The 22,151-nt window shown below is 46.9% G+C and carries 16 protein-coding genes and 1 tRNA gene; 6 read left to right on the top strand and 11 right to left on the bottom strand.

The window, feature by feature from the left end; all coding sequences use genetic code 11:
• From QUB52_RS24835 to QUB52_RS24825, 3 genes are all read right to left on the bottom strand, one after another.
• The coding region (locus QUB52_RS24835; RefSeq protein ID WP_332976297.1) for an RNA-guided endonuclease InsQ/TnpB family protein at positions 1-809 on the bottom strand (809 nt) is incomplete at its 3' end.
• A gap of 290 nt (positions 810-1,099) precedes the next feature.
• A tRNA-Thr gene (locus tag QUB52_RS24830) sits at positions 1,100-1,172 on the bottom strand.
• A 387-nt stretch (positions 1,173-1,559) separates the two neighbouring features.
• Entirely contained in the window at positions 1,560-3,719 is a 2,160-nt protein-coding gene (locus QUB52_RS24825) for a serine/threonine protein kinase (protein WP_332966733.1), read from the bottom strand.
• A gap of 354 nt (positions 3,720-4,073) precedes the next feature.
• Between QUB52_RS24825 and QUB52_RS24820 the strand changes: the two genes are divergently transcribed.
• From QUB52_RS24820 to QUB52_RS24800, 5 genes are all read left to right on the top strand, one after another.
• Positions 4,074-5,222, top strand: a complete 1,149-nt coding sequence (locus tag QUB52_RS24820; protein ID WP_332966732.1) for a sulfate ABC transporter substrate-binding protein — start codon at positions 4,074-4,076, stop codon at positions 5,220-5,222.
• Between the two features lie 113 nt (positions 5,223-5,335).
• Positions 5,336-6,196 (top strand): sulfate ABC transporter permease subunit CysT, encoded by an 861-nt coding sequence (cysT, locus tag QUB52_RS24815; protein ID WP_332966731.1) that lies wholly within the window; start codon positions 5,336-5,338, stop codon positions 6,194-6,196.
• The gene (gene cysW / locus QUB52_RS24810) at positions 6,186-7,064 is read left to right on the top strand and encodes a sulfate ABC transporter permease subunit CysW (RefSeq protein ID WP_332975124.1); all 879 of its coding nucleotides are present in this window, start codon (positions 6,186-6,188) and stop codon (positions 7,062-7,064) included. Before cysT ends, cysW begins: the two co-directional genes overlap by 11 nt.
• A 78-nt stretch (positions 7,065-7,142) precedes the next feature.
• On the top strand, positions 7,143-7,502 hold the full coding sequence (locus QUB52_RS24805) for an NIL domain-containing protein (protein WP_265235491.1): 360 nt from the start codon (positions 7,143-7,145) through the stop codon (positions 7,500-7,502).
• 445 nt (positions 7,503-7,947) lie between these two features.
• Positions 7,948-13,299, top strand: coding sequence for an SdrD B-like domain-containing protein (locus tag QUB52_RS24800; protein WP_332975125.1), 5,352 nt, complete (start codon positions 7,948-7,950; stop codon positions 13,297-13,299).
• 92 nt (positions 13,300-13,391) lie between these two features.
• On the opposite strand, the gene QUB52_RS24795 is transcribed toward QUB52_RS24800, so the two are convergent.
• Entirely contained in the window at positions 13,392-13,772 is a 381-nt protein-coding gene (locus QUB52_RS24795) for a cytochrome c (RefSeq protein ID WP_332966728.1), read from the bottom strand.
• 180 nt (positions 13,773-13,952) lie between these two features.
• On the opposite strand from QUB52_RS24795, the gene petG reads away from it, so the two are divergent.
• Positions 13,953-14,072: a cytochrome b6-f complex subunit V gene (petG, locus tag QUB52_RS24790; RefSeq protein ID WP_015174208.1), complete on the top strand. Its 120-nt coding sequence runs from the start codon at positions 13,953-13,955 to the stop codon at positions 14,070-14,072.
• Between the two features lie 309 nt (positions 14,073-14,381).
• On the opposite strand, the gene QUB52_RS24785 is transcribed toward petG, so the two are convergent.
• From QUB52_RS24785 to QUB52_RS29335, 7 genes are all read right to left on the bottom strand, one after another.
• Complete coding sequence (locus QUB52_RS24785) at positions 14,382-15,464, bottom strand: glycosyltransferase family 4 protein (RefSeq protein WP_332966726.1); 1,083 nt, start codon at positions 15,462-15,464, stop codon at positions 14,382-14,384.
• Between the two features lie 98 nt (positions 15,465-15,562).
• Positions 15,563-16,633: a glycosyltransferase family 4 protein gene (locus QUB52_RS24780; RefSeq protein WP_332975126.1), complete on the bottom strand. Its 1,071-nt coding sequence runs from the start codon at positions 16,631-16,633 to the stop codon at positions 15,563-15,565.
• A 288-nt stretch (positions 16,634-16,921) separates the two neighbouring features.
• Positions 16,922-19,051, bottom strand: coding sequence for a glycosyltransferase (locus QUB52_RS24775; RefSeq protein ID WP_332975127.1), 2,130 nt, complete (start codon positions 19,049-19,051; stop codon positions 16,922-16,924).
• Positions 19,052-19,207: 156 nt separating this feature from the next.
• Positions 19,208-19,738, bottom strand: coding sequence for a hypothetical protein (locus QUB52_RS24770; protein ID WP_332975128.1), 531 nt, complete (start codon positions 19,736-19,738; stop codon positions 19,208-19,210).
• 108 nt (positions 19,739-19,846) lie between these two features.
• Complete coding sequence (locus tag QUB52_RS24765; RefSeq protein WP_106333748.1) at positions 19,847-20,917, bottom strand: glucose-1-phosphate thymidylyltransferase; 1,071 nt, start codon at positions 20,915-20,917, stop codon at positions 19,847-19,849.
• Positions 20,918-21,199: 282 nt separating this feature from the next.
• Positions 21,200-21,910 (bottom strand): M15 family metallopeptidase, encoded by a 711-nt coding sequence (locus QUB52_RS24760; RefSeq protein WP_265239270.1) that lies wholly within the window; start codon positions 21,908-21,910, stop codon positions 21,200-21,202.
• Positions 21,911-21,972: 62 nt separating this feature from the next.
• Positions 21,973-22,089 (bottom strand): hypothetical protein, encoded by a 117-nt coding sequence (locus tag QUB52_RS29335; RefSeq protein ID WP_442923222.1) that lies wholly within the window; start codon positions 22,087-22,089, stop codon positions 21,973-21,975.
• Between the last annotated feature and the right edge of the window lie 62 nt (positions 22,090-22,151).

Here is a 22,151-nt window from a genome sequence, read left to right as displayed (position 1 = left end):
TCGTAGGCTATCAAGTCGTTTGACTGAACTACGCACCTTGCCAATTTCACGGCATGGTCTTTACGTTGCCTACTTATCTTGAGATGGCGCTTACCTAAAACCTGTCGAGCTTTACCTCTATTCTTTGAACCTTTAACCTTTCTCGACACTTGACGCTGACTGCGTTTAAGGATACGTTCGCCCTTTCTTAGGAATCTAGGATTTTCAACCGTGATTCCATTTGAATCGGTGTAGTATTCTTTTAACCCAACATCTAATCCGATAGTATTACCTGTCGGCTCTGTATTTTCTGTTCTGCTGACATCTATACAGAATTGAACGTAAATACCGTCAGCACGTTTTACTAATCGAACCCGTTTAATTTGGTTAATTTGGTAAAAATGTAAGTCGCGAGTACCTTTGAGCTTGAGCTTGCCGACCCCTTTTTTATCGGTGAAAGTTATCGACTTTCTGTCTGGAGCAAGTTTCCACCCAGTCGATTTGTACTCAACAGAACGGCAGTCTTTCTGAAATTGTGGATATCCTTTTTTGCCGGGAATCTTTTTCTTACAGTTTTCGTAGAATCGAGAGATAGCTGCCCAAGCACGTTCGGCACTTGCTTGTCTTGCTTGAGAATTGAGTTCATCAGCAAACGGAAAAGTTGCTGCTAGTACAGCACAGTATTTATTCAAGTCGTACTTGTTCTTTTTAGGATTGTCTATCCAGTAACGCAAACAGCTATTACGAACAAACTGGCTGGTGCGAATAGCTTCGTTTACCGCTTGGAACTGACTTGATTTTCCGTAAGCCTTGAACTCAGAAACTAGCATTGTCTTACCTCCACCCTTATACTATCGTCTTCAGCACAAGAGTTGTGAAGGTGTAATGAAAGTTTACAATTAAAGCCGTCCTAGAAGGACGGGGTTTTAAACCCAATTATGTGATAATCAGAAACTCTAGTTGGCGATCGCCCGATTCACTCTAGCTCTCGATATTTCTATTTTTGGAAAAAAGATTACCTTAAAAATCAAAATTGCTGAGGCGGGTGACAAACGCCTTGAGACACGAGACAAAAAAAATAAAGGCTAGAAATTTTATCTAGCCTTTATTTCATTAAATAAGCTGGTGACAAGACTCGAACTTGCGACAGGCTGATTACAAATCAGCTACTCTACCAACTGAGTTACACCAGCAGTGAAAATTAATATAGCAAACTTATCGCCATTAGCGCAACCCCCCCAGCAAACTTTTTTTCAAATTCGCCCAAAACCCATCCCCGTAAGGGACAAACCGGAATTGTCCTCTCTTGAGCTAAATCCCGCAGTCGTGTTTGAGAGTTTTGGACGCACCTATACTCCAGAAACCGGGTTTCTTCCGATATTTCTCGTCACTCAACCCAAATTTTCCCAGAAACCCGGTTTCTAGCCCCAAAATCTCAAATCATATCTAGTCGCGTGGTGGGGGCGGGTTTATATAGATTGTGAGTGGGAATTATAGATTGTTGGTGAACCCGCCCGTACAAGTATTGTGTTAATTAGCGGACAGGCTCTGAATATTGCCAACTGTCAACTGCCAACTGTCTAATCGCAGCGCCAAATCTTAATCGTCTCATCCCCACTGCCGCTGGCGAGTAAATTGCCCGAAGGTGCGATCGCCACCGAGTATACAGTACCCGAATGTCCCTTAAGAGTGCTCAACAGCTCCCCCGTCTGCAAACTCCAAATATTAATCGTATTATCATCGCAGCCGCTAGCCAAAGTCAAACCGTCTCGACTGATAGCCACCGAATCGCCCCGACTCACATAATTCCGCAAAATATGCACAGCCTCATTCATGCCTAAATTCGCTACACCCTTTCCCCTCGCAGAATTAGAATTTAAAATCCGCAACAAACTGCCCGTATGCAAATTCCGCAGCTTAATCGTATAATCATTGCTGACGCTAGCAAGAGTCTGACCATCCGGCGCGATCGCCACAGAATTCACCCCAACACTCAAACCCGAAAGAGTCCGCAGTAACTTACCACTTTCCACATCCCAAACCTTGCTCGTCGCATCCGAACTGCCACTCGCCAATATCTTACCATCCGGGCTAAAAACCACCGCATTCACATTGTCAGCATGACCCCTCAAAGTCCGTAGCAACTCACCAGTCCGCAAATTCCAAAGCTTAATCGCATTATCAGCCCCACCGCAGCTAGCAATTAGCTGGCCCTTCGGATTAACCGCCACCGAATTCACCTCCATAGAATGTCCCGGAAAAGTACACAATAAATCACCGTTATACAAATTCCAAAACTTAATTGTTTCGTCCGAACTGCCGCTGACCAACATTTTTCCGTCCGAGCTAATAGCCACAGAATTTACGCGATCGGAATGTCCCGTCAGAGTGCCAATTAATTCCCCTGTTTCTAACTTCCAAATCTTAATAGTTTTATCCCAACTGCCGCTAGCCAGAATTTTGCCGTCAGGACTAATCGCCAGAGAATTCACAAACGATGAATGTCCCGGCAGAGTGTATGCGCACCGCCATTTCAGATTTTTAAATTTGTGAGCTAACTCCTTCGCCCGCTTAGCTACCGCCTCAGCTTCCTCTCTGCGTTTGAGTTCAGCCTCTTCCAAACGCTTGCGTTCCGCCCGAGCTTTCGCCTCTCGCAGCGCCAGGCGCCGCATCTCTCCCTTATAGGTTATTCGCTGCTGCTCCTGAATTTCTTTAAGAGTTTCCATATACGGTAACGCCCAATCTTTAGAAAACCATTCTTGAGCAAATTCCGCCTCTAAATTAAATAGCTGAGGTTCGTAAGTAAAATCTATCTTTAAATAATACAAATCAGCTAAAAAAGCCGCCAGTAACTTATGAATTGTCACAATTATTTGCCGAATAATCCGCAGGCTCAGCTTTTCATCTTTCCCCTCCGCCTCCAACTGGTGATAAACCTCTTCCCAGTTCCAAGGCTGCATCGCCACTAGGGAAACGCTCTGATTAATAATTCCCCAAAAACCGACATGAAAATTAACTTCATAATCGCTGATATCGCTGTACAATATAGCTGTCGGCACGGGAGACAAAACAGTCTGCAACCGCTCCACATCAATATCAGAAATCGCGTTTTTGAAATAATCTCCGTAAAACTGAACCGGACAAGATTCTCCGTGCGGGGGGTAATACTGGTTCAAAAAAGTTCTCAACTTAGCCGGGAGTTCGATATTCAGATTGTGGCGAAACGAATCTGGGCAATCTTGGCTAATTTTTGCCGGAGCAACTAACAACAGCAATCGGTGCTGCTGCTGCTGCAAAATCTGTTCAGTTTCCTGTCTGCTCAAATTAGAAAACCAGTTGTCCCTGTCCCAAATAATTTGAATTTCGTTGAGCTTAACTCGAATTGCTTCTGATTGAATCTCCCGCATTAACTCGCGACCAAGCCGGCTAATAGCCCGCTGATCTTTCAATTCTTCTGCCTTAATTCGATTAGCGCGTTCTTCCTTTAGCCTTTCTTCTTCTATACTGGCGATCGCAATTAACTCTTGTTCTCGGGCCTGCTGTCGCTGCAAATATTTAACTTGTGCTTTAATCCAGCGGGGGTCTTTTTTGATTTGCTGGTTCAAAGCAGAAGAACCAGACGGCTCAATTTCTGCATAGCGCTCGTTGATAGCGCTTGCTCCCAATCTTTCTCCCAATTCGCAGGCTACAGGCTTCAACAGTTCAATTAGGGTGTCTGAGACGGGGCGGGGTAATGACATACCAGTTAAAACTTTTTCTTACTTGGGGGGCGATCGCGCGAGTCAGGCGTCTCCCGCTGGGACTCTTGCCGCGATCGCGCTTATTTGGGCGAGGAGCCAGCGCATCCGTAAGGCGTTATCGTGCAGGCTTAGCACCTTGACTCAATCATCGTATTTATACGGTTTACATTTTACCGCGAATCTGGTTCAAAACCACGGATGGTAAGACTTGAGGATTAGTCGATCGATCGCGAGCCCCCCCAATTCATTTTTTTTGTTGCTATTTTTACTTGCGCCTGTTTATAATCGTACTTCACCACCATAATTACGGTATTCCGACCTAATAACCGTAGTTTCTGTAGAGGAACAAATATAATGAGCCAGCGGCAACACCTAACTCAACAATTTCACCGAGCGCAACAGTCACCAGGAGGCAAAAATCAATCGTTGACTTCACTCAAAAGATTCCTGTCCCTATTTTTAGTAGGAATAACTTTAAGTCTGGCCATTGTATCCTGCCAGCAGGGAACCCCCAGCAACCCCGCAGCCACTCCCGGCGCTGGTGCTAGCCCAGGAGCAAACAAAGGCAACATAGAACTAACCCTCGTTTCCTTCGCCGTCACCAAAGCCGCCCACGAAGCGATAATTCCCAAATTTGTTGAGCAGTGGCAAAAAGAAAAGGGGCAAACCGTCAGCTTCAATCAAAGCTACGGCGGTTCCGGTTCCCAAACCAGAGCCGTAATTGACGGATTAGAAGCCGACATCGTGCACCTAGCCCTAGCCCTCGACACCGCCAAAATCGAGAAAGCCGGACTCATTGGGCCCGGATGGGAAAAAGAAGTGCCCAACGAAGGCATCGTCAGCAAATCCGTAGCAGCCATCGTCACCCGCGAAGGAAATCCCAAAAACATCAAAAATTGGGAAGACTTAGCCAAAGACGGAGTGAAATTGATTACCGCCGATCCCAAAACATCAGGCGTGGCTCGCTGGAATTTCCTAGCACTTTGGGGCTCGGTTGTCAAAACCGGAGGCGATGACACCAAAGCATTAGATTTTACGAGCAAAGTCTACAAAAACGTTCCCATCCTGACCAAAGACGCCCGCGAAGCCACCGACGTATTTTTTAAACAAGGCCAAGGTGACGCCTTAATTAACTACGAAAACGAGATTATTCTGGCATCTCAGAAAGGCGAAAAACCGACTTATATTATTCCCGACGTGAATGTGTCGATCGACAATCCGATCGCCATCGTCGATAAAAACGTGGACAAACACGGCACCCGCGAAGTCGCCGAAGCATTTGTCAAGTTTCTCTACACCCCAGAAGCTCAGCGAGAATTTGCTAAAGCAGGATTTCGGCCAATAGATGCGACAGTCGCCGCAGAAGCAGAATTTGTCCAAAAATATCCCCCCGTCAAAACCCTATTTACAGCTCAAGACTTAGGAGGTTGGGGAGAAATTCAGAAGAAATTCTTTGATGACGGAGCCGCTTTTGACAAAATCCAAGGTTCAATTAAACGCTAATTCCTGAATTACCCCTTCGCAGTCATTACTTACTCGTTACTCGTTTCCAGGCTCTGCTTGGGAACGAATAAATCGGAGTTTATCGGCGTTCATCTGCGGTTAAAAATCACCCTATGACAGTATCATCTCCAGCAACCAACTCTCAATCTGCGATCGCCAACATCAAAAGAGCGATCGGCAAAATCACCCTACCTTGGGGAATCACCATAGGCTACCTCAGCCTCATGCTATTTTTGCCAGTCACAGCCATGCTGCTAAAAGCCAGCACAGCAAACCCCGTCGAATTTTGGAAAATTGCCACAAGCCCGATCGCCCTTTCCGCCTACAACGTCACGTTTTTTACCGCATTAATTGCCGCATTAATTAACGGAGTATTCGGCACATTAATTGCCTGGGTATTAGTCCGCTACGACTTTCCCTTAAAACGGATTGTCGACGCAGCAGTCGATTTACCTTTTGCACTCCCGACATCAGTTGCAGGTTTAACCCTCGCCACAGTTTACAGCGATAACGGCTGGATCGGCGGGCTGTTTGCACCGTTAGGAATCAAGATATCATTCACTCGTTTAGGCGTAGGCGTAGCAATGATCTTTATTTCCTTACCCTTCATCGTGCGGACTGTACAGCCAGTTTTAAACGAAATGGAAAAAGACATCGAAGAAGCAGCTTGGTGCTTGGGTGCTTCTCAATTTCAAACCTTCTGGCGAGTAGTTTTACCGCCACTGTTTCCGTCAATTTTAACCGGAGTTGCCCTCGGATTTTCGCGAGCGGTGGGCGAGTACGGTTCTACTGTAATAGTAGCTTCTAATATACCGTTTAAAGATTTAATCGCCCCTGTATTAATTTTCCAGCGATTAGAGCAGTACGACTATGCAGGAGCCACGGTGATCGGCACTTTCATGTTAGGTATTTCCCTGACAATGTTATTCGCTATAAACCTCTTACAATCATGGAGAAGACGCTATGACGGCTAATCTAAATTTATCGAAAAAGTACAATTTTCCACCTAGTGGTTCAGCTCGAAAAAAAGAAAAAGCTTGGGTAAAACCAACTTTGATCGGAATTGCGATCGTCTATCTTGGACTCATCTTATTTATTCCAGCTCTCAACGTTTTTTACCAAGCTTTTAAAAAGGGAGTAGAACCATTTTTTAGCAACTTAACCTCACCAGATTTTCTGTCAGCAGCACAACTTACCCTGCTGATTACACTGATAGTTGTACCTGTAAATACGGTATTCGGTTTGTGTGCAGCTTGGGTTATCGGCCGCAACAAATTTCGGGGACGCACACTCTTAATCAGCATTTTAGACGTGCCATTTGCCGTGTCTCCCGTAGTAGCAGGTTTAATGATTGTACTGCTTTACGGTCGCTTGGGATGGTTCGGTCCGTGGCTGGAGAGTGCCGGAATTAAGGTTATTTTTGCCTTTCCCGGAATGGTACTAGCAACTGCTTTTGTCACTCTACCTTTTGTCGCCCGCGAAGTGATTCCTGTTTTGGAAGAAGTGGGAACAGATCAAGAAGAAGCAGCGAAAACTTTAGGAGCAAATGATTGGCAAATCTTCTGGAATGTCACGCTACCGAATATTCGCTGGGGCTTGCTTTACGGAGTAATTTTGACCAATGCTAGAGCAATGGGAGAATTTGGAGCCGTCTCTGTGGTGTCGGGAAATATTGCTAAAAAAACCCAAACTTTGCCTTTGTTTGTAGAGGATGCTTACAAGCAATATGCGACGCAATCGGCTTTTTCTGCTGCGGTAGTTCTCGGTTTGTTAGCAGTTGTTACTCTCGTGCTTCAGGAGATTTTGGAAAAGAAAACTAGCATTAAGGAGGTTGACAGTTGACAGTTGACAGTTGATAGTTGACAGTTGGGTTTTGTTCCTCAACGCAACCTACATTTAAGTAAATATTAGGAGGCTGAAATGTTAGATCAGAATAGTAGCAAATCTGAATTTGAGTCGATCGACAATTTTCACAAAACCCAAGAATCAGATATCCCGCATACTGAGTCAGGAGACAGCAGACCAACTCAAACCCGCATTCGCATTCGTGTTCCTAAAGAATACCATCAGGAACCTGTAATTTCTAACCTGATTTCCGAACACGGTTTGACGGTGAATTTTAATGCGGCTTTGTTGGGTGTCAAAACTTCGGATGATGGTTGGTTTGATTTGGAACTTAACGGTACAAGTCAACAGATTGAAAGTGCTCTGATTTATCTCAACGATTTAGATGTGGAAATATGGAGCAATTCCAATCATCCCGATGAAGAAACTTGGTAATTGGTGATTATTCGCGGTACAGGCTCAGCTTCGCGTTGCCATCAATACCGTAAACAAATAACATCAAATTTTAACTAATGACGCTCGATCGCCATTAGTTATTTTTTTTGCTTGACATTTATGACAAAACGTAGTATTTGATCGAGTCTAATGACATCAAAAACTGCGCGCCAGTCTTCTCAAATATTTTTTTAACAGCCGGAACAATATCCGCCTGGAAAACTTCTACAGAATCAAACTAACTTAGTATATCCTAGGGGAGCATAAAAAAAAGGTTTTGTCAATATTCCATTTAGGTGAAAGTTAGGGCGATCGACTTCGTTGGCGTAGCCCCCATAGGGGCGGGTTTTGCCAACGACTCGCATCCGCAGAGGAATTTGATCGATCGCTGCTGCGTTTGGTTTGTGCTATGAATTTAGTGTGTGTGTACCAGAGGAATTTAATCATGGAACTCTATAAAGAACGGAAACACCAGATAGTTTTTGCAGATTCACAAGTTAAAGATTGCGAAAGTTTAACAGAAACTGCAAATCCCGATACAGAAGTTGTTATCCTGAAGGGCGATCGCGACGGCATCGAGCAAATAGCTGCAACACTCAAACAGCGGAAAAACATTACAGCCGTCCACATTTTGTCTCACGGCGCAGCAGCCAGCTTGCAACTGGGAACCACAGAACTGAATCTCAGCAATATTGAAAGCTACCGCAATTATTTAGAAACATGGTTTGCTTTGCCAGCAGCCGAAGCAAACTCGAACTCTTCAAATACTGCTAAACCTGAAATTTTACTTTACGGTTGCAACGTCGCCGCCACAGAAGCAGGTGTCGCCTTCGTGGAAAGGCTGAGCCAGCTCACAGGAGCAAATATTGCCGCTTCCGATAACTTGACCGGCAGTGCAGCGCTGGGCGGAGACTGGGTGTTGGAAGTGACTACGGGGAAGATAGAGACGGCTGTGGCGTTTTCCCAAGAGGCGAGGGAAGCATATAGTGGCGTGTTAGGAACCTTTACTGCTACCGACTTCACCACCCTGAAGAACGCCATCCTCTTTGCTAATGTCCTGCCCGATGTTGATGATATCAACATCACTGCTCCTATAACCTTTCCAGTGGGACAAGTTCTGCCTATACTTGCAACCCCTGTAAATTTTGTTGGCAGCACTACGACTGGGATTACGATCGACGGGAACAACAACCCAATTTTCTTTGTTGACAACAGTGCGGCAGTTAATCTCTCTAACCTGACGATCGCCAATGGTCTATCCCAGGGAACTGTCGGCACTCTTGGTGGTGGTGGCGGCGCGGGAGTCGGAGGTGCGCTTTTCATCAACAGCGGCACTGTAAACATTGATAATGTTACCTTCAGCAACAACCGAGCGATCGGCGGTGCTGGGGGTGCAGCCGGAAGTACCGGGGCTGGTGGCAACAGTGGCTTAGCTGCATTCTTTACTACTTCAGGCGGCACCGGTATCGGAGGCGGCCCAGGTACTCCCACTAGCACTGGTGCCACTGGCGGTAGTCCGGGCGCTGGTACTATTGGCGGTGCTGGCGGCACAGGCGCTACCAGCACAACTGTGGGGGGTCAAGGCGGCCAAGGCGGAGATGGTGGCAGTGGAGCAGCAGGTGGTAGTGGCGGTGCCGGGGGGCCAGGCTTTGGTGCCGGAGGCCCTGGCGGGCCCGGCGGTGCTGGTGGTGCTGGCGTTAACGGCGGCGGCGGCGGTGCTGGTGGTGTTGGCGGTAGTGCTGGCGATGCTGTTAGCCTGCGGGGTGCAGGCGGCAATGGCAGCGCTGGTGCCCTGGGCGGTGGCGGCGGCCCGGGTGGTGCGGCTGGTGCGATCGGTGTCACAACCGCTGCCGGTAATGGCGGTGCTGGCGGTACTCTCGGACCAACCACCGGTACTGTGGGTGGTGGCGGCAGTGGTGTAACACCAGGTACTGGTGGCCAAGGCGGCAATGGCGAAGCCATTGTGGGCGGTGCTGGCGGTGGCGGTGCTGGTCTGGGAGGAGCGATTTTTCTCAACAGCGGTACTTTGAAGGTCAGCAACAGCACCTTCAGCAGCAGCAGAGCAACAGGTGGGGCTGCCGGCGGTGGAACTGCTACGGCTGGTTCGGGATTGGGCGGTGCAATTTTTCTCAACCAGCTTACTGCAACTGCAACTCTGACTAACACTACGATCACCAGTGACCCCGCAGTAGTCATCGCCCCTCTGCTGAATGCCAGCAATGGCGGCGGCGGAATTTTCAACAACGCCGGAACTCTCACTCTCAACAACACCCTCGTCGTTGGCAATACTTCAGTAGCAGGGAGTGAAGTTATTGGAGCATCCACTAACAACACCAGCTTCATCGGTACCGGTGTTGCGGTACCTTGGCTCGACCCTGTATTGAAAAATAACGGCGGTTTTGCCCTGACTCACGCGCTGATCGGCGCTCCTACCGCAACCATTCCTGCAACCGTCCTGAATGCTGGTACTCCTGCCCTCGCCCTCAACACGGCTGGTGTAGCCCTCACCGCAGACCAACGGGGTACTCAGTTCGGTCAGCCGTTTGCCCGCACCGTCAACACCACTGTTGACGTTGGTTCTTACGAGTACGGCCCCACCATTACCGGTCAGAAATTCAATGACAACAATGGCAATGGTATTAAAGATGGGGCTGATGCCACCACGACAACTCCAGTCCAAAACTTTACGATTTTCGTAGATGAGAACGGTGACAAGGCCCTGAGTCCAGGGGAAGATAGCGTTATTGTAGCGCTCGGCGGTACTTACACCATCCCCGATACGAAGACAAATAGCCCGATCTTAGAAGTGCCGATAACTGGTTGGGAGCAGACTCTACCGATTGCGACGGCTACTCCCTACAATACGGGGATTGCAAATCCACCCGCTCAAGACTTCGGCAACTTCAAGCAGATTATCATCAGCGGTCAAAAATTCGAGGACAAAAACGGTAACAGCATCCAAGAGGCAACCGAAACAACGCCGCCAGCAGGCACCACTTGGCAAATTCAGTTAGTTAACTCCGCTACTAACGCAGTTCTGCAAACCGTTCCCACCGATGCCACTGGCAAGTACACTTTCGCGGCAGTAGGCCCCCTCTCAGGAGGCGCTCAATACGTCGTCAAAGAAGTCGCCCAACCAGGTTATACCCAAACCTTCACTCCTACCAACATCACCCCCCTCAGCGGCGTCGATGTCCCGAACGTTAACCTGGGCAACTTCAAAAACATCTCGATCGCAGGCACCAAATTCGAGGATAAAGACGGCAACGGAGTCCTAGATGGGACAGACGGAGCACCGGCAACTCTGTTTGATATTCAGTTACTCAATGCCGCCGGTGCAGTGGTAAAAACCGAAAGTACAACTACCATCGGCAACTACACATTTACCGACATTGGGCCCGGCACATACACCCTAAAGGAAGTGCCAAAGACTGGTTGGCTGCCAACTCTTGCCCCCACTGGCAGCATCACTGCCACCAGTGGCACAGACATCACTAACACCATAACTCCCACAAACTTCGGCAACTTCCAGTTAGGCAAAATCAGCGGGCTCAAATTTAACGATCTCAACAAAAGTGGTGTCCAAGATACTGGCGAACCAGCGCTAGCAGGCTGGACAATCTACCTGGATACCAACAACAACACCGTCCAAGACCAAGTACCAAACGAAACTGGCACCAACGCCGCCGTCACCAATGCCGACGGCAAGTACGAGTTCACCAACCTGGTAGCTGGCACCTACAACGTCCGGGAAGTGCCACAAACCGGCTGGACGCAAACGGCTCCGGCTGCCCCGGGCGCGTTTACGATCCCCGTCACCAGCGGTACCGACTCCCAAAACAACAACTTCGGCAACTTCAAGCCGAACACGATTAGCGGGCTGAAATTCAACGACGCCAACAACAGTGGCTTTAAAGATCCCGAAGAAACAGGACTGGCCAACTGGCAATTCTTCCTCGATACCAACAAAAACGACACCCTCGACACCGGGGAACCGACCGCCCTCACCGATGCCACTGGGAATTACAAATTCCTGGAGTTGCCAGCAGCAACCTACACGGTGCGGGAAGTCTTGCAGGATACTTGGACGCAAACTACGCCCAACCCGGCCGATATCACTGTCACCAGCGGTCAAGACATCGTTAACATTAACTTCGGCAACTTCCAGTCGAGCACCATCAGCGGTCAAAAATTCAATGACCTCAACAACAACGGCGTTAAGGATGCCGGAGAACTGGGGCTGCAAAACTGGCAAATATTCCTCGACAGTATCAATCCCGATGGCGTCTTTGAGCAGGGCGAACCGACTACCATCACCGATGCCACGGGCAACTACACTATCAAGGACATACCCGCAGGTACTTTCCAGGTAAGGGAAGTCCAGCAAACAGGCTGGACGCAGACGACGCCTAACCCCGCCCCCGTTACGGTTAAGCCCGCAGATAAAATCACGGGCATTGACTTCGGTAACTTCCTGCCCCAACCGGGCACGATCCGAGGTCTGAAGTTCCGAGACACCAACAACAATAAGATTCAGGATGCTGGAGAACCGGGTTTAGCCGATTACCAAATTGTGTTAACCAACCTCGCAGCTCCAACCCCAGGAGCTCCTGCTATTGTTCCTGTTACTACCACCACAGACGGCAGTGGCAACTATCTGTTCACGAACCTAACGCCGGGAACCTACCGCGTCCGGGAAGTCCAGAAATCTGGGTTTACCCAAAGCACCGACAACCCCACCGACATCGCGCTGACTTCGGGTCAGATTGTCACCGGCATCAACTTCGGGAACTCCCCGACGCCGACACCTATAACGCCGACACCGACACCGACACCGACACCGACACCTATAACGCCGCTGCCGACACCGACGCCGACACCTGTAACGACGCCAACACCACCGACTCCTGCACCGACGCCGCCAACACCGCCGACTCCTGCACCGACGCCGACTCCTGAACCGACGCCGACGCCGACTCCTGAACCGACGCCGACGCCAACACCTGTAGGGACAGATTTGGTTTGCCCTGATCCATTCCCCAGGATTGTGGCTCCCAATCTGCCTGCAACTCCTTCACGGGGTAATGTGATCAATGGCCCTAACGGCGACGATACGATCGTGGGCAGTGCCGGCAGTGACTCGATCTTCGGATTGGGTGGCAACGATTTGATTTTTGGCCTACAGGGGGGCGACTACATCAATGGCAATACGGGCAACGATACCGTCTACGGAGGCATCGATAACGACACTCTCTTTGGCGGTAAAGGCTTTGACCTGATTTTTGGCGATCGCTCGAATGATACGATTTACGGCAATCGCGGCAACGACTCGCTCAGTGGCGACGAAGGCAATGACGTATTGTACGGTGGCAAAGCCGACGATGTAATGTTGGGAGGCGCTGGCGACGACGTGCTGTTTGGCGATGAGGGTAATGACACTCTCTGCGGCGGTGACGGTAACAATACCTTACTGGGCGGTAGTGGCGATGATGTACTCTTTGGTGGCACCGGCGATGACTTGCTCTTTGGCGGCATTGGCAATGACACCCTGATCGGTGGTAGCAACCGACAAGACTTTGTATTGGCAGCGATTCAGGGAACTGACACGATTATCAACTTTGCGCCAGAATTGGATTCGATCCAGTTGGTGGGAGGCTTGGACTTCAGTCAACTGTTGTTAACCGAAACTAACGGCTCAACTGCGATCGCGATCGCCAGCACTAACCAGACTTTGGCTATATTGGGGGGCATACTGCCGGGCCAGTTATCGGCGAGCAGTTTTAGCTTGCTGGTTTAGTCCGCACTCCTCCTCCGGGTGCGCATTGCGCACCTTACTCTTACCTGGACAAATCGGGAGCAGGGGAACGAAATTTCGTTCCCTTTTTTTGTTTACATTTGTTCGAGATATTTCAGCAAGTCGGCCATTTCTTGCGGACTCGGCTGAAACTGGGGCATTGGTGGGGTTCGCCCGCTGGTGACTTGGCGGATCAGCTCGAATTCGGATTTGCGATCGGAAACTCGCTGCAAGTTGGGCCCGACTTGAGTATCTCCAGCGGATATGTGACACCCCGCACAGTTCATTTGAAAGATGGCGGAACCCTGAAACTGGTCGCCAGTCAGGGACATTACGCTTCTGACGTAGGGATCGGCGACTTGAAACTGACGAATTGTCAGACTCGCCAATATGATGGCAAGCAACACCGCGATCGCAAATATGGCAATTCGCTCGATCGGGTTCTTAATTTCATTCGTGGCAAGTTGGTGATTCAAAGGAGTTCAATTTAAAAAACTATCTACAAGAAAATTTATTTCTCATAACATAGCTTAATCCTTCCCAGCCGGGATATCAAGTTCTGAGACCCCGGAAGGCCCAAGAATGCGAAACTTCAACTGTGTAAGTGCTGGTAATATTAAAAATAGATTGTTAAATCTTAACGTTAAGGAGCTCTCATGGTAGAACCGCTACTTTCAGGTATTGTTCTGGGTCTAATCTTTGTTACTCTGTCGGGGCTGTTTTTTGCTGCTTACCAGCAGTACAAGCGCGGCGATCAGTTGGGTATCAACAAGTAGAAGGGCTGACAGTCCCTCGGTGAGGCGAGGGGGAGATGGGGAGAGAGGGAGATGGGGAGATGGGGAGATGGGGAGATGGGGAGATGGGGAGATGGGGAGATGGGGAGATGGGGAGATGGGAAAAATCTTCCGTCTTCCGTCTTTCTTCTTCCGTCTTCCGTCTTCCTTCTTCCTTCTTCCTTCTTCCGTCTTCCTTCTTCCGTTACAAAATCCGCTGCCGAACTTCCCTCTTCCTCCTGTCAACTGACAACTGACAACTGACAACTGACAACTGACAACTGACAACTGTCAACTGTCAACTGTCAACTGTCAACTGTATCGATCGAGAATAGCAGCAGTTTCCCGGCCCGTTTTTTCCCAGCTAAACTTTTGTGATCTGGCCAAACCGAGTTCCCGCAAGTGCGATCGAGCTTTGGTATCTGTTGCCAGCTCGTGCATAGCAGAGGCTATTTCCTGGACACTGTACGGATTGACTAACAGTGCGCCATCCCCCGCGACTTCTGGCATCGAAGACAGGTTAGATGTGATCACAGGAGTGCCACAGGCCATTGCTTCGAGCACCGGGAGACCGAATCCTTCCCAAAGACTGGGGAATAGCAGGGCGATCGCCCGGTTGATGACTTTGGGCAAATCAGCCGCGGGGAGGTAATTTAGGAATTTTACGCGATCGCACAATCCCAATTCTTGAACCTGCGCCTTCAGCAGCGGCGTATAACGTTTATCTTCCGATCCTGTAATCCACAATTCGTACTCGGAATTATTAGGTAAAGCCGCAAACGCTGCGACAACTCGCTGCACGTTTTTATGGGGATTATGGCGGCCCATATACAGAAAATAATTGCTAGTTGGCAAGTCTAGAAACTTAAAAAAACTGGCATCGTAGCCGGGAAAAATTGGCGAAATCAAAGAACTGGGAATATTGCAAAAATTAATGAGATCATTGGCGGTTGATTCGGAATCGCAGATGATATGTTCAGCCTGCCGCAACACTTGGGGAATGTAATACTTATGATAAGGTGTCAGCGGATCGAAGCGTCGGGGAAATCGTAGGGCTATTAAGTCGTGTACTGTAATTATATAGCGACAATTGGAAAATAAAGGAGCTTCGGGAATTGGGGAAAATAAAAGATTAGATTTTAGCTGTTTGTAAATTTTGGGGATTTGGGTTTGTGTCCACAGCAATCGATTGATGTGTCCTCTGCTTCCTTGTTCTGGTGTGAGGTTGGCTGGGATTTCGTAGCAGTTATTATTGGGAAATTTTTGGGCGGTGAGTAAAGTTGGGTTGAGGGTTTTTAGGTGGGGAAATAGGTTTTTAGCGTAGATGGCTAATCCGGTTGGTTCGGAAATTAGGAAGGAAAGATTAATTAGCAGATTAGATTGGGAATTTGGCATGGGATAATATGAGGATTGCGGTTTTTGGCTGGGATTTTTTTTGATTAACCGCAGAGGGCGCAGAGGGCGCAGAGAGGAGAAAGTAAGAGAGGGAAGATTTAAAGATATTGTTGTAAGATGTTGGCGGTTGCTGTTCCGGTTTTGTACCAGCTAAATTCGGCCGATCGCGCTAGACTAGCTTTTTTTAAGTGCGATCGCACTTTTGAATCTGTGGCTACCGTTTGCATAGCGTGGGCTATTTCTCCGACGCTGTAGGGATTGACTAATAATCCGGCATCTCCGGCTACTTCTGGCATCGACGAGAGGTTGGAAGTGATGACTGGTGTACCGCAGGCCATTGCTTCTAAAATCGGCAAGCCAAAGCCTTCCCAGAGTGTGGGAAATACTAGGGCGATCGCCTGATTCATCAGTACGGGCAATTGCGAATAGGGCACGTAACCGAGAAACTTTACCAAAGATTGTAAACCCAATTGTTCAACTTGTGCGATCGACTGCGCTGTGTAAGCGTTGGGAGGCCCAGCCAGCCACAATTCGTAGTTTTTGCGATCGGCTAAACTCGCAAATGCAGCAATTAATCTTTCCAAGTTTTTGTAAGGATCGTGTCTGCCGGTATAAAGAAAATAATTTTTAGCTGGTAAGTCGAGATATCTAAAATTAATATTATCGCAAGCTAGGGGAATTGCGGTCATTTTTTGACGCGGAATTTGGTAAAAATTAGCAACATCTGTCGCCGTTGCTTCAGAATCGCAAATAATGTGTTCTGCTTGCCGTAAAACGTGCGGTATGTAGTAGCGAAAATAAGCAGTCAAGCGGGAGAATTTTTGCGGAAATCGCAAAGGAATTAAATCATGAACTGTCACGATGTAGCGACATTTGGAATACAAAGGTGCTTCGGGAATTGGCGAAAAGATTAGGCTTGACTGCAATTTATCGTAAATTTTAGGTAAGTCAAATTGAGTCCACAGCAGCCTGTTAATTTGCCCCTTCGGCCCTCGATCCGGTCTGATGTTGTCTGGGATTTGATAACAAGTATAATCGTCAATTTGCTGGGAAGTAAGTAATGTTGGTTCTAGTTTTTGAAGTTGCGGGAAGAGATTAGCTGCATAAGTCCCGATTCCCGTGGGTTCGGGAGTTAGGAAGGATAAATTGATTAAAAGTTGATTGGACACGCTTTGAGTAAAAATAAACTTTAATTGGAAGAAGACAAGGCGGTTGAAACCGCGTCTATACAAACAAAACCCGGATGGTGCGCGGGTTGAAGATCGGATGGGGTTAAAATATGTTATCTTCTTTCTTCAGTCCGCGGAGGCGGACATCGTTTGTTTAGGCGCGGTTTCAACCGCCGTCTACGTTTCTGTTCGTTGCTCGAATCCTCGACTTTCAGGTAGAGGTCAACTGTCAACTGTCAACTGTCAACTGTCAACTGTCAACTGTCAACCGCATCCATATCTGTATGCTTAAGGTCGATCGAGCATTTGAGCAATCTCGCCTGGATTTGGCAGCCGAATTGTAGCATATTCCTGGTGAATAATCTCAAAAAAACTCTTGACTTTGTGTTCAAAAGGTGCGAGTCTAAAGTTCTGACTGCGTTGCTGTGCACCAGCTTGAAGTTCTGCCAGCAAATCGGGATTGACAATTAGTTGATGTGAATAGCGACACAGTTCCTCAACCGTATTGAACAAAAAGCCCGATCGCCCGTGTTCGACAATTTCCGGTTGTCCGCCACCACAAAAGGCGATCGGAGCACAACTATTTTGCATTGCTTCCACCGTCGCCATCCCAAAATGTTCAAACCTTTGGGGATTAACTTCACCTAAACCGCAGCCATGCCAAAATATGCTCGCTTTAGCATAAAGCAATTTTACCTCATCTAAAGAACAATTGACTTTAAGTTCGATCGCCCTTGAATCCTGCTTCAACAAATTCTGAACCGTCTTTAAATAAGGATTTTTTGGAACACTACTACCCGCTAAAATCAGCCGCCATCCTTGAAGTTGATCGGGATAATCTGCTAACAAACTGCGGAAAGCTTCGATTAACTCAATTTGCTTTTTTGTTCCCCCAGCTTCAAACTGTCCCACAGCTAAAATTATCTTTTCCTTCGGCACTTTAGCTGTTGCCATTTCTACGGGCGGATAAAGCATAAAAGTTGGCTGCAAATTCCAACGTTTCTCCAGCCACTTGACAGTAAATTTGCTGTTTGCAATAATGAAAGTGTAGTCATCGACAGCAAAGTGACGGTTGCGAAAAGTATTGGGAAAGTGACAGAAAAATACTGATATCGGCGACAGCGGTTTCACTTTTTCCAGTTGGTTCGCATTGATAAAAATATCGTAATTTTTGCTTTCTCTGGCAATTTCATCGAAGGGATTTTCCATATCCTCGGCGATGATGCTGGAATCGATACATTGCATTCCGCGTTTTTCGTAAAACTGCAAGGGAATAATCTTGATTTTGCATCCTGAAAGGTTAAGCCCGTACCACGATTCTAAGTCGGAAACAGCAACGGGTTTGTTGGCGATGAAGGTAATGTCAAATTCATTTTGCAGCAGCGAGGCGATGGTAGCGACGTATTTTTGCCCGCCGCCGATAAAATGCAGTCCGTGATCGTAAATTGCGATCGACATTTTGCGATCGCCCCGCACAACCTGCAATCGAGGTAAAATGCGATCGACTTTCATTCTACTGTAAATCACCGCCAACTTTTCCGACAACTGCGGCAGTATAGTAGCGACGATTTCCGGTGGCTGATAATCTAGCAGTTTTTTAATCGCCACAAACAAACTCTCGAACAGCAAATCGTACTGTTTGTTAGTAAAAAAATCTGACGTATGAATTGCTTTAACTAATTGCAAAGGTTCGTGTTTCGCCAAATACAAAAACCGATTACGATTGCAGAAATACTCGGTAAGTTTACTACCTTTACTCGAACCGCGATACTCATGATGGGCGATAGCTGCGGGAGTATAAAGCATTTTCCAACCGCGTTTGTGGCAGCGTTTGGCAAACTCTACATCTTCAAAATACATCACAAAATCTTCATCAATCGGCCCGACATCTTCCAGACATTCCCTGCGAAAAAGCACCGCCGCCCAACAAAGTCCTTCGACTTCCCGTTGGATATCGTACTGTCCCGTATCTTTCTCGCCAAAGCCGACATCTTGCCAATAAAAATTAGGTAATTGCTGAATGCCCGCGCTGTTAATTCGCCCGTCTTTAAACAGTAATTTGCCGCTAGTTGCACCGACTTTGTTGTCAGTTTCGAGCCGTTTAACTAATATTTCCAGCCAGTGACTGTCAAGGGTGGCATCGTTATTTAGAAAGCCGATATATTGCCCTTTTGCTTCGCTGATGCCGAGGTTGAGGGCTTTAGCGAAATTGTTGGCGGTATTCACAAATATACGAACTTTTGGGAACAGTTCGTGTAAAGCATTAACCGAATCGTCTTGAGAGCAATTATCAATTACAATTAAATCAAGTTGTGATTCTGGATACGCAAGTTTTTGTAGAGATTTTAAGCAATCTTTGGTGTGGCGCAGACCGTTATAGTTGACTATAATTAACGAGCATATTGGCAGTGTGTTCATTCAATTGACAGTTGACAGTTGACAGTTGACAGTTGATAGATGAGGGCGACCTCTATCTGGAAGGAAGAGGATGGGAGTAATGAACAGTCTGATTTTAATTTCTAGCCTTTAAGGGTTCCGGCTTTAAACCAATTCTTTCTGGTCATTTTTGATGTTTTAGTGCGTCCGATCGCCCAATTGAGCGGTAATCTCTTCTAAAATAGCAGTATGTTGCTGCTGGACTGCTTTGATTTGCTCTATTTCTGACTGAAAAGTTGCGATCGCCCTTTGTTGAGTCTCAAGCTGCGCTGTCACTTCGGGAGATCCGCCACTTAATTCCGATGTAAGTTTTTTCTCTAGAGTTTGTTGATTTTCTTGCAATTTTTGCAACTGTATGCTCAAGGTTTGCACAACACGGGTATTAGCAAAGTTGTAAATTACTTGTCTGTCTAGTATCGGCTTGAGCAATTTTCGGACGATTTTTCTAACGGCAATTACTACGGAACCTAGCCGCCTTTGGTAAGATGTAATTGGAATGTTATAAATGTCAAAGCCCGCTTTGAGAAGGGCAATGTCTTCGTCATCTTCATTTTGGGCTGCACTATTTACTCTTTCCGACAGCAGCGAATCAGCAATACCAATTCGCGGCTCCAAAGTTTGGCGCAATTTATCTATAATTTGTTGAGTTGGTATTTCTTCGTACTGCAATCTTTCGCCTCCTTTAAATATAATGTGCGCAGAGGCGCACCATCTCGTAGACGTAGCAACGCGCACCATCTGGTAAATTACCCCTACGAGAATAGTGCAAATCTCAACTTAAACTAACTCAATTTGACTGTCATCACCAATCATAAACCGCAGAGCTTTCGGACGCGGCGGCGCATTCGTGATTTGAGCCCGCTGCCCGATCACGCTGTCAACAATTCGCTGGTGAATGCCAACTATTTTCGCCCCTTGCAATATTACACTATGTTCGATATCCGCATCAATCATCGTCACGCGATCGGCAATACTGCTGTAAGGCCCAATAAAGGAATTTTCAATGCGGCAATTTTCCCCAATTACCACTGGCCCGCGAACTTTAGAATTAATAATTTCCGTTCCTTCGCCTACTTGCACTCGCCCGATAATTTGGCTTGTAGCGTCTACTTTTAATTCAGTTGAAGCTACGATACTATCTAAAATGATTTGGTTGGCACTCAGCAAATCATCTTTTTTCCCCGTATCCAACCACCAACCCTCTAAATTGCAGGCTTCTACGTGTTTTTTCTGATTGATCAACTGTTGAATGGCATCAGTAATTTCCAGTTCACCGCGGGGCGAAGGTTGAATTTGATCGATCGCCTCGTGGATACTAGGAGCAAAAAAGTAAATCCCCACCAGTGCTAAATTCGATGGCGGAACTTTTGGTTTTTCTACTAACTGTAATACTCGCCCATTTTCATCAACTTTGGCAACACCAAAAGCTGAGGGATTTGGCACTGGGCGAAGCAAGATTAGAGCGTCTAGTTTTTGCTTGTTAAAAATCTCTAAAAACGGATCTAACTGATTTTGAATTAAGTTATCTCCTAAATACATGATAAACGGAGAATCGCCCAAAAATGGTCTAGCAATTTTCACCGCATGAGCAAGTCCCGCCGGCTCATTTTGCAAAATATAAGTAATTTTTGCACCGAAGCGAGATCCATCTCCAGTTTTTACCTTCACCTCTTCGCCAGTTTCAGGACTAATAATAATCCCAATATCCGTAATCCCAGCCGCCACAATTCCTTCAATTCCGTACCACAGTATCGGCTTATTTGCCACAGGAACCAACTGCTTAGCACCCGTATAGGTTAGGGGACGCAAGCGTGTTCCTTTGCCGCCAGAGAGGATGAGTGCTTTCATTGGGTGAAATCTAAGTTATCCTTTAGGGTTTGCAGTGCTGGCTTGATTTGCTGCACTTGTTCGCTCTAGTTAATTTTAAAGCACCGTTACCCCGCTGGCAATAGCCTCGAAGAAGGAAGAATTGACAGTTGACAGTTGACAGTTGACAGTTGACAGTTGACAGAAGTAATAAAAGTAGGGTTTTCAGGAATCAAGAAGGTTCTCAGTATCTTAGCGGTTGCAATCCAAATGATTTATGTCGATCGAACCTTCAGTCATCTAAAATCTAACATCTAAAATGGTTTAATAGCGACCGTATCGGGCCACAAATTGATTACCACTATTGTTTTGATTTGTCAACCAAGCCCACATCTGATCGCCCAGAGAAAAGTGCCACCACTCGTTAGGATGCTGCTGAAAACCAGCAGCTATCATCGCATTTTTTAAGATTTGCCGACGACGGTGATATTCCTGTTTTTGAGGCTCCTTGCTATTACCAAAATAATCAGGATAAGAACGTTCCGATATTTCATCAATCGGAGAACCCATATCAATTTGCCGATTATTTTCATCCACTAAAGTTACATCTAAAGCTGCACCGGTACTGTGAGGAGGAGGCGTAGTGCGATCGAGGCTCGGTACGGCCCAAAATTGATATACGTGTTCTATAATTACTTGCCGTTTGTCTTCAGAAACCGGAAATTCGCAGCCTTGAGCTACGGCAATTTGATTAAAAGTATAATCTACCATAAATTGTTGGACTTCCACCGGCCGGTAAGCATCAAATATCAGAATTTTCCAATTTTTATAATTATGCTGTAGTTGGCTTTTAGCTACTACTAAACTATCTACAACTCCTTGGCGTAAATAGTAAGGCGAATCTGCTTTGCTGTTGTGATACGGAGCACCCAACTTTTGATAAGGGTGCGGCGTTTCAAAGGCAAAATGTTCTGGTGGAATTGGCACTAAAGGCTCGCCGCATTCATCGATCGCGATTTGCTGATATGGTTTCATATCAAGGTGTTACCGTACTTGATTATTACTAAAAAATAGGTTCGTAGTCAGGACTTTAGTCCTCAAACTTTGATGAAGACTAAAGTCATCACTACAAACACTATAGCAGCTAGAATATCTTCATGTTCTAAATCGTCATAGTCATCTATAATTTCTTTAGCATTCAGGGTGCATCTCACTTTGGCGAGTATGCCAAAAAAGGGTTAAAATGAAAAAGCTAGTAAAATTGCCAAATAAAGAT

It is taken from the genome of Microcoleus sp. A6-C6 (assembly GCF_036705955.1).
In the GTDB taxonomy this organism is placed as follows: Bacteria; Cyanobacteriota; Cyanobacteriia; order Cyanobacteriales; family Microcoleaceae; genus Microcoleus.
Note: the sequence above shows the minus strand (reverse complement) of the source record. Positions and strands in the feature narration are given on the sequence as shown.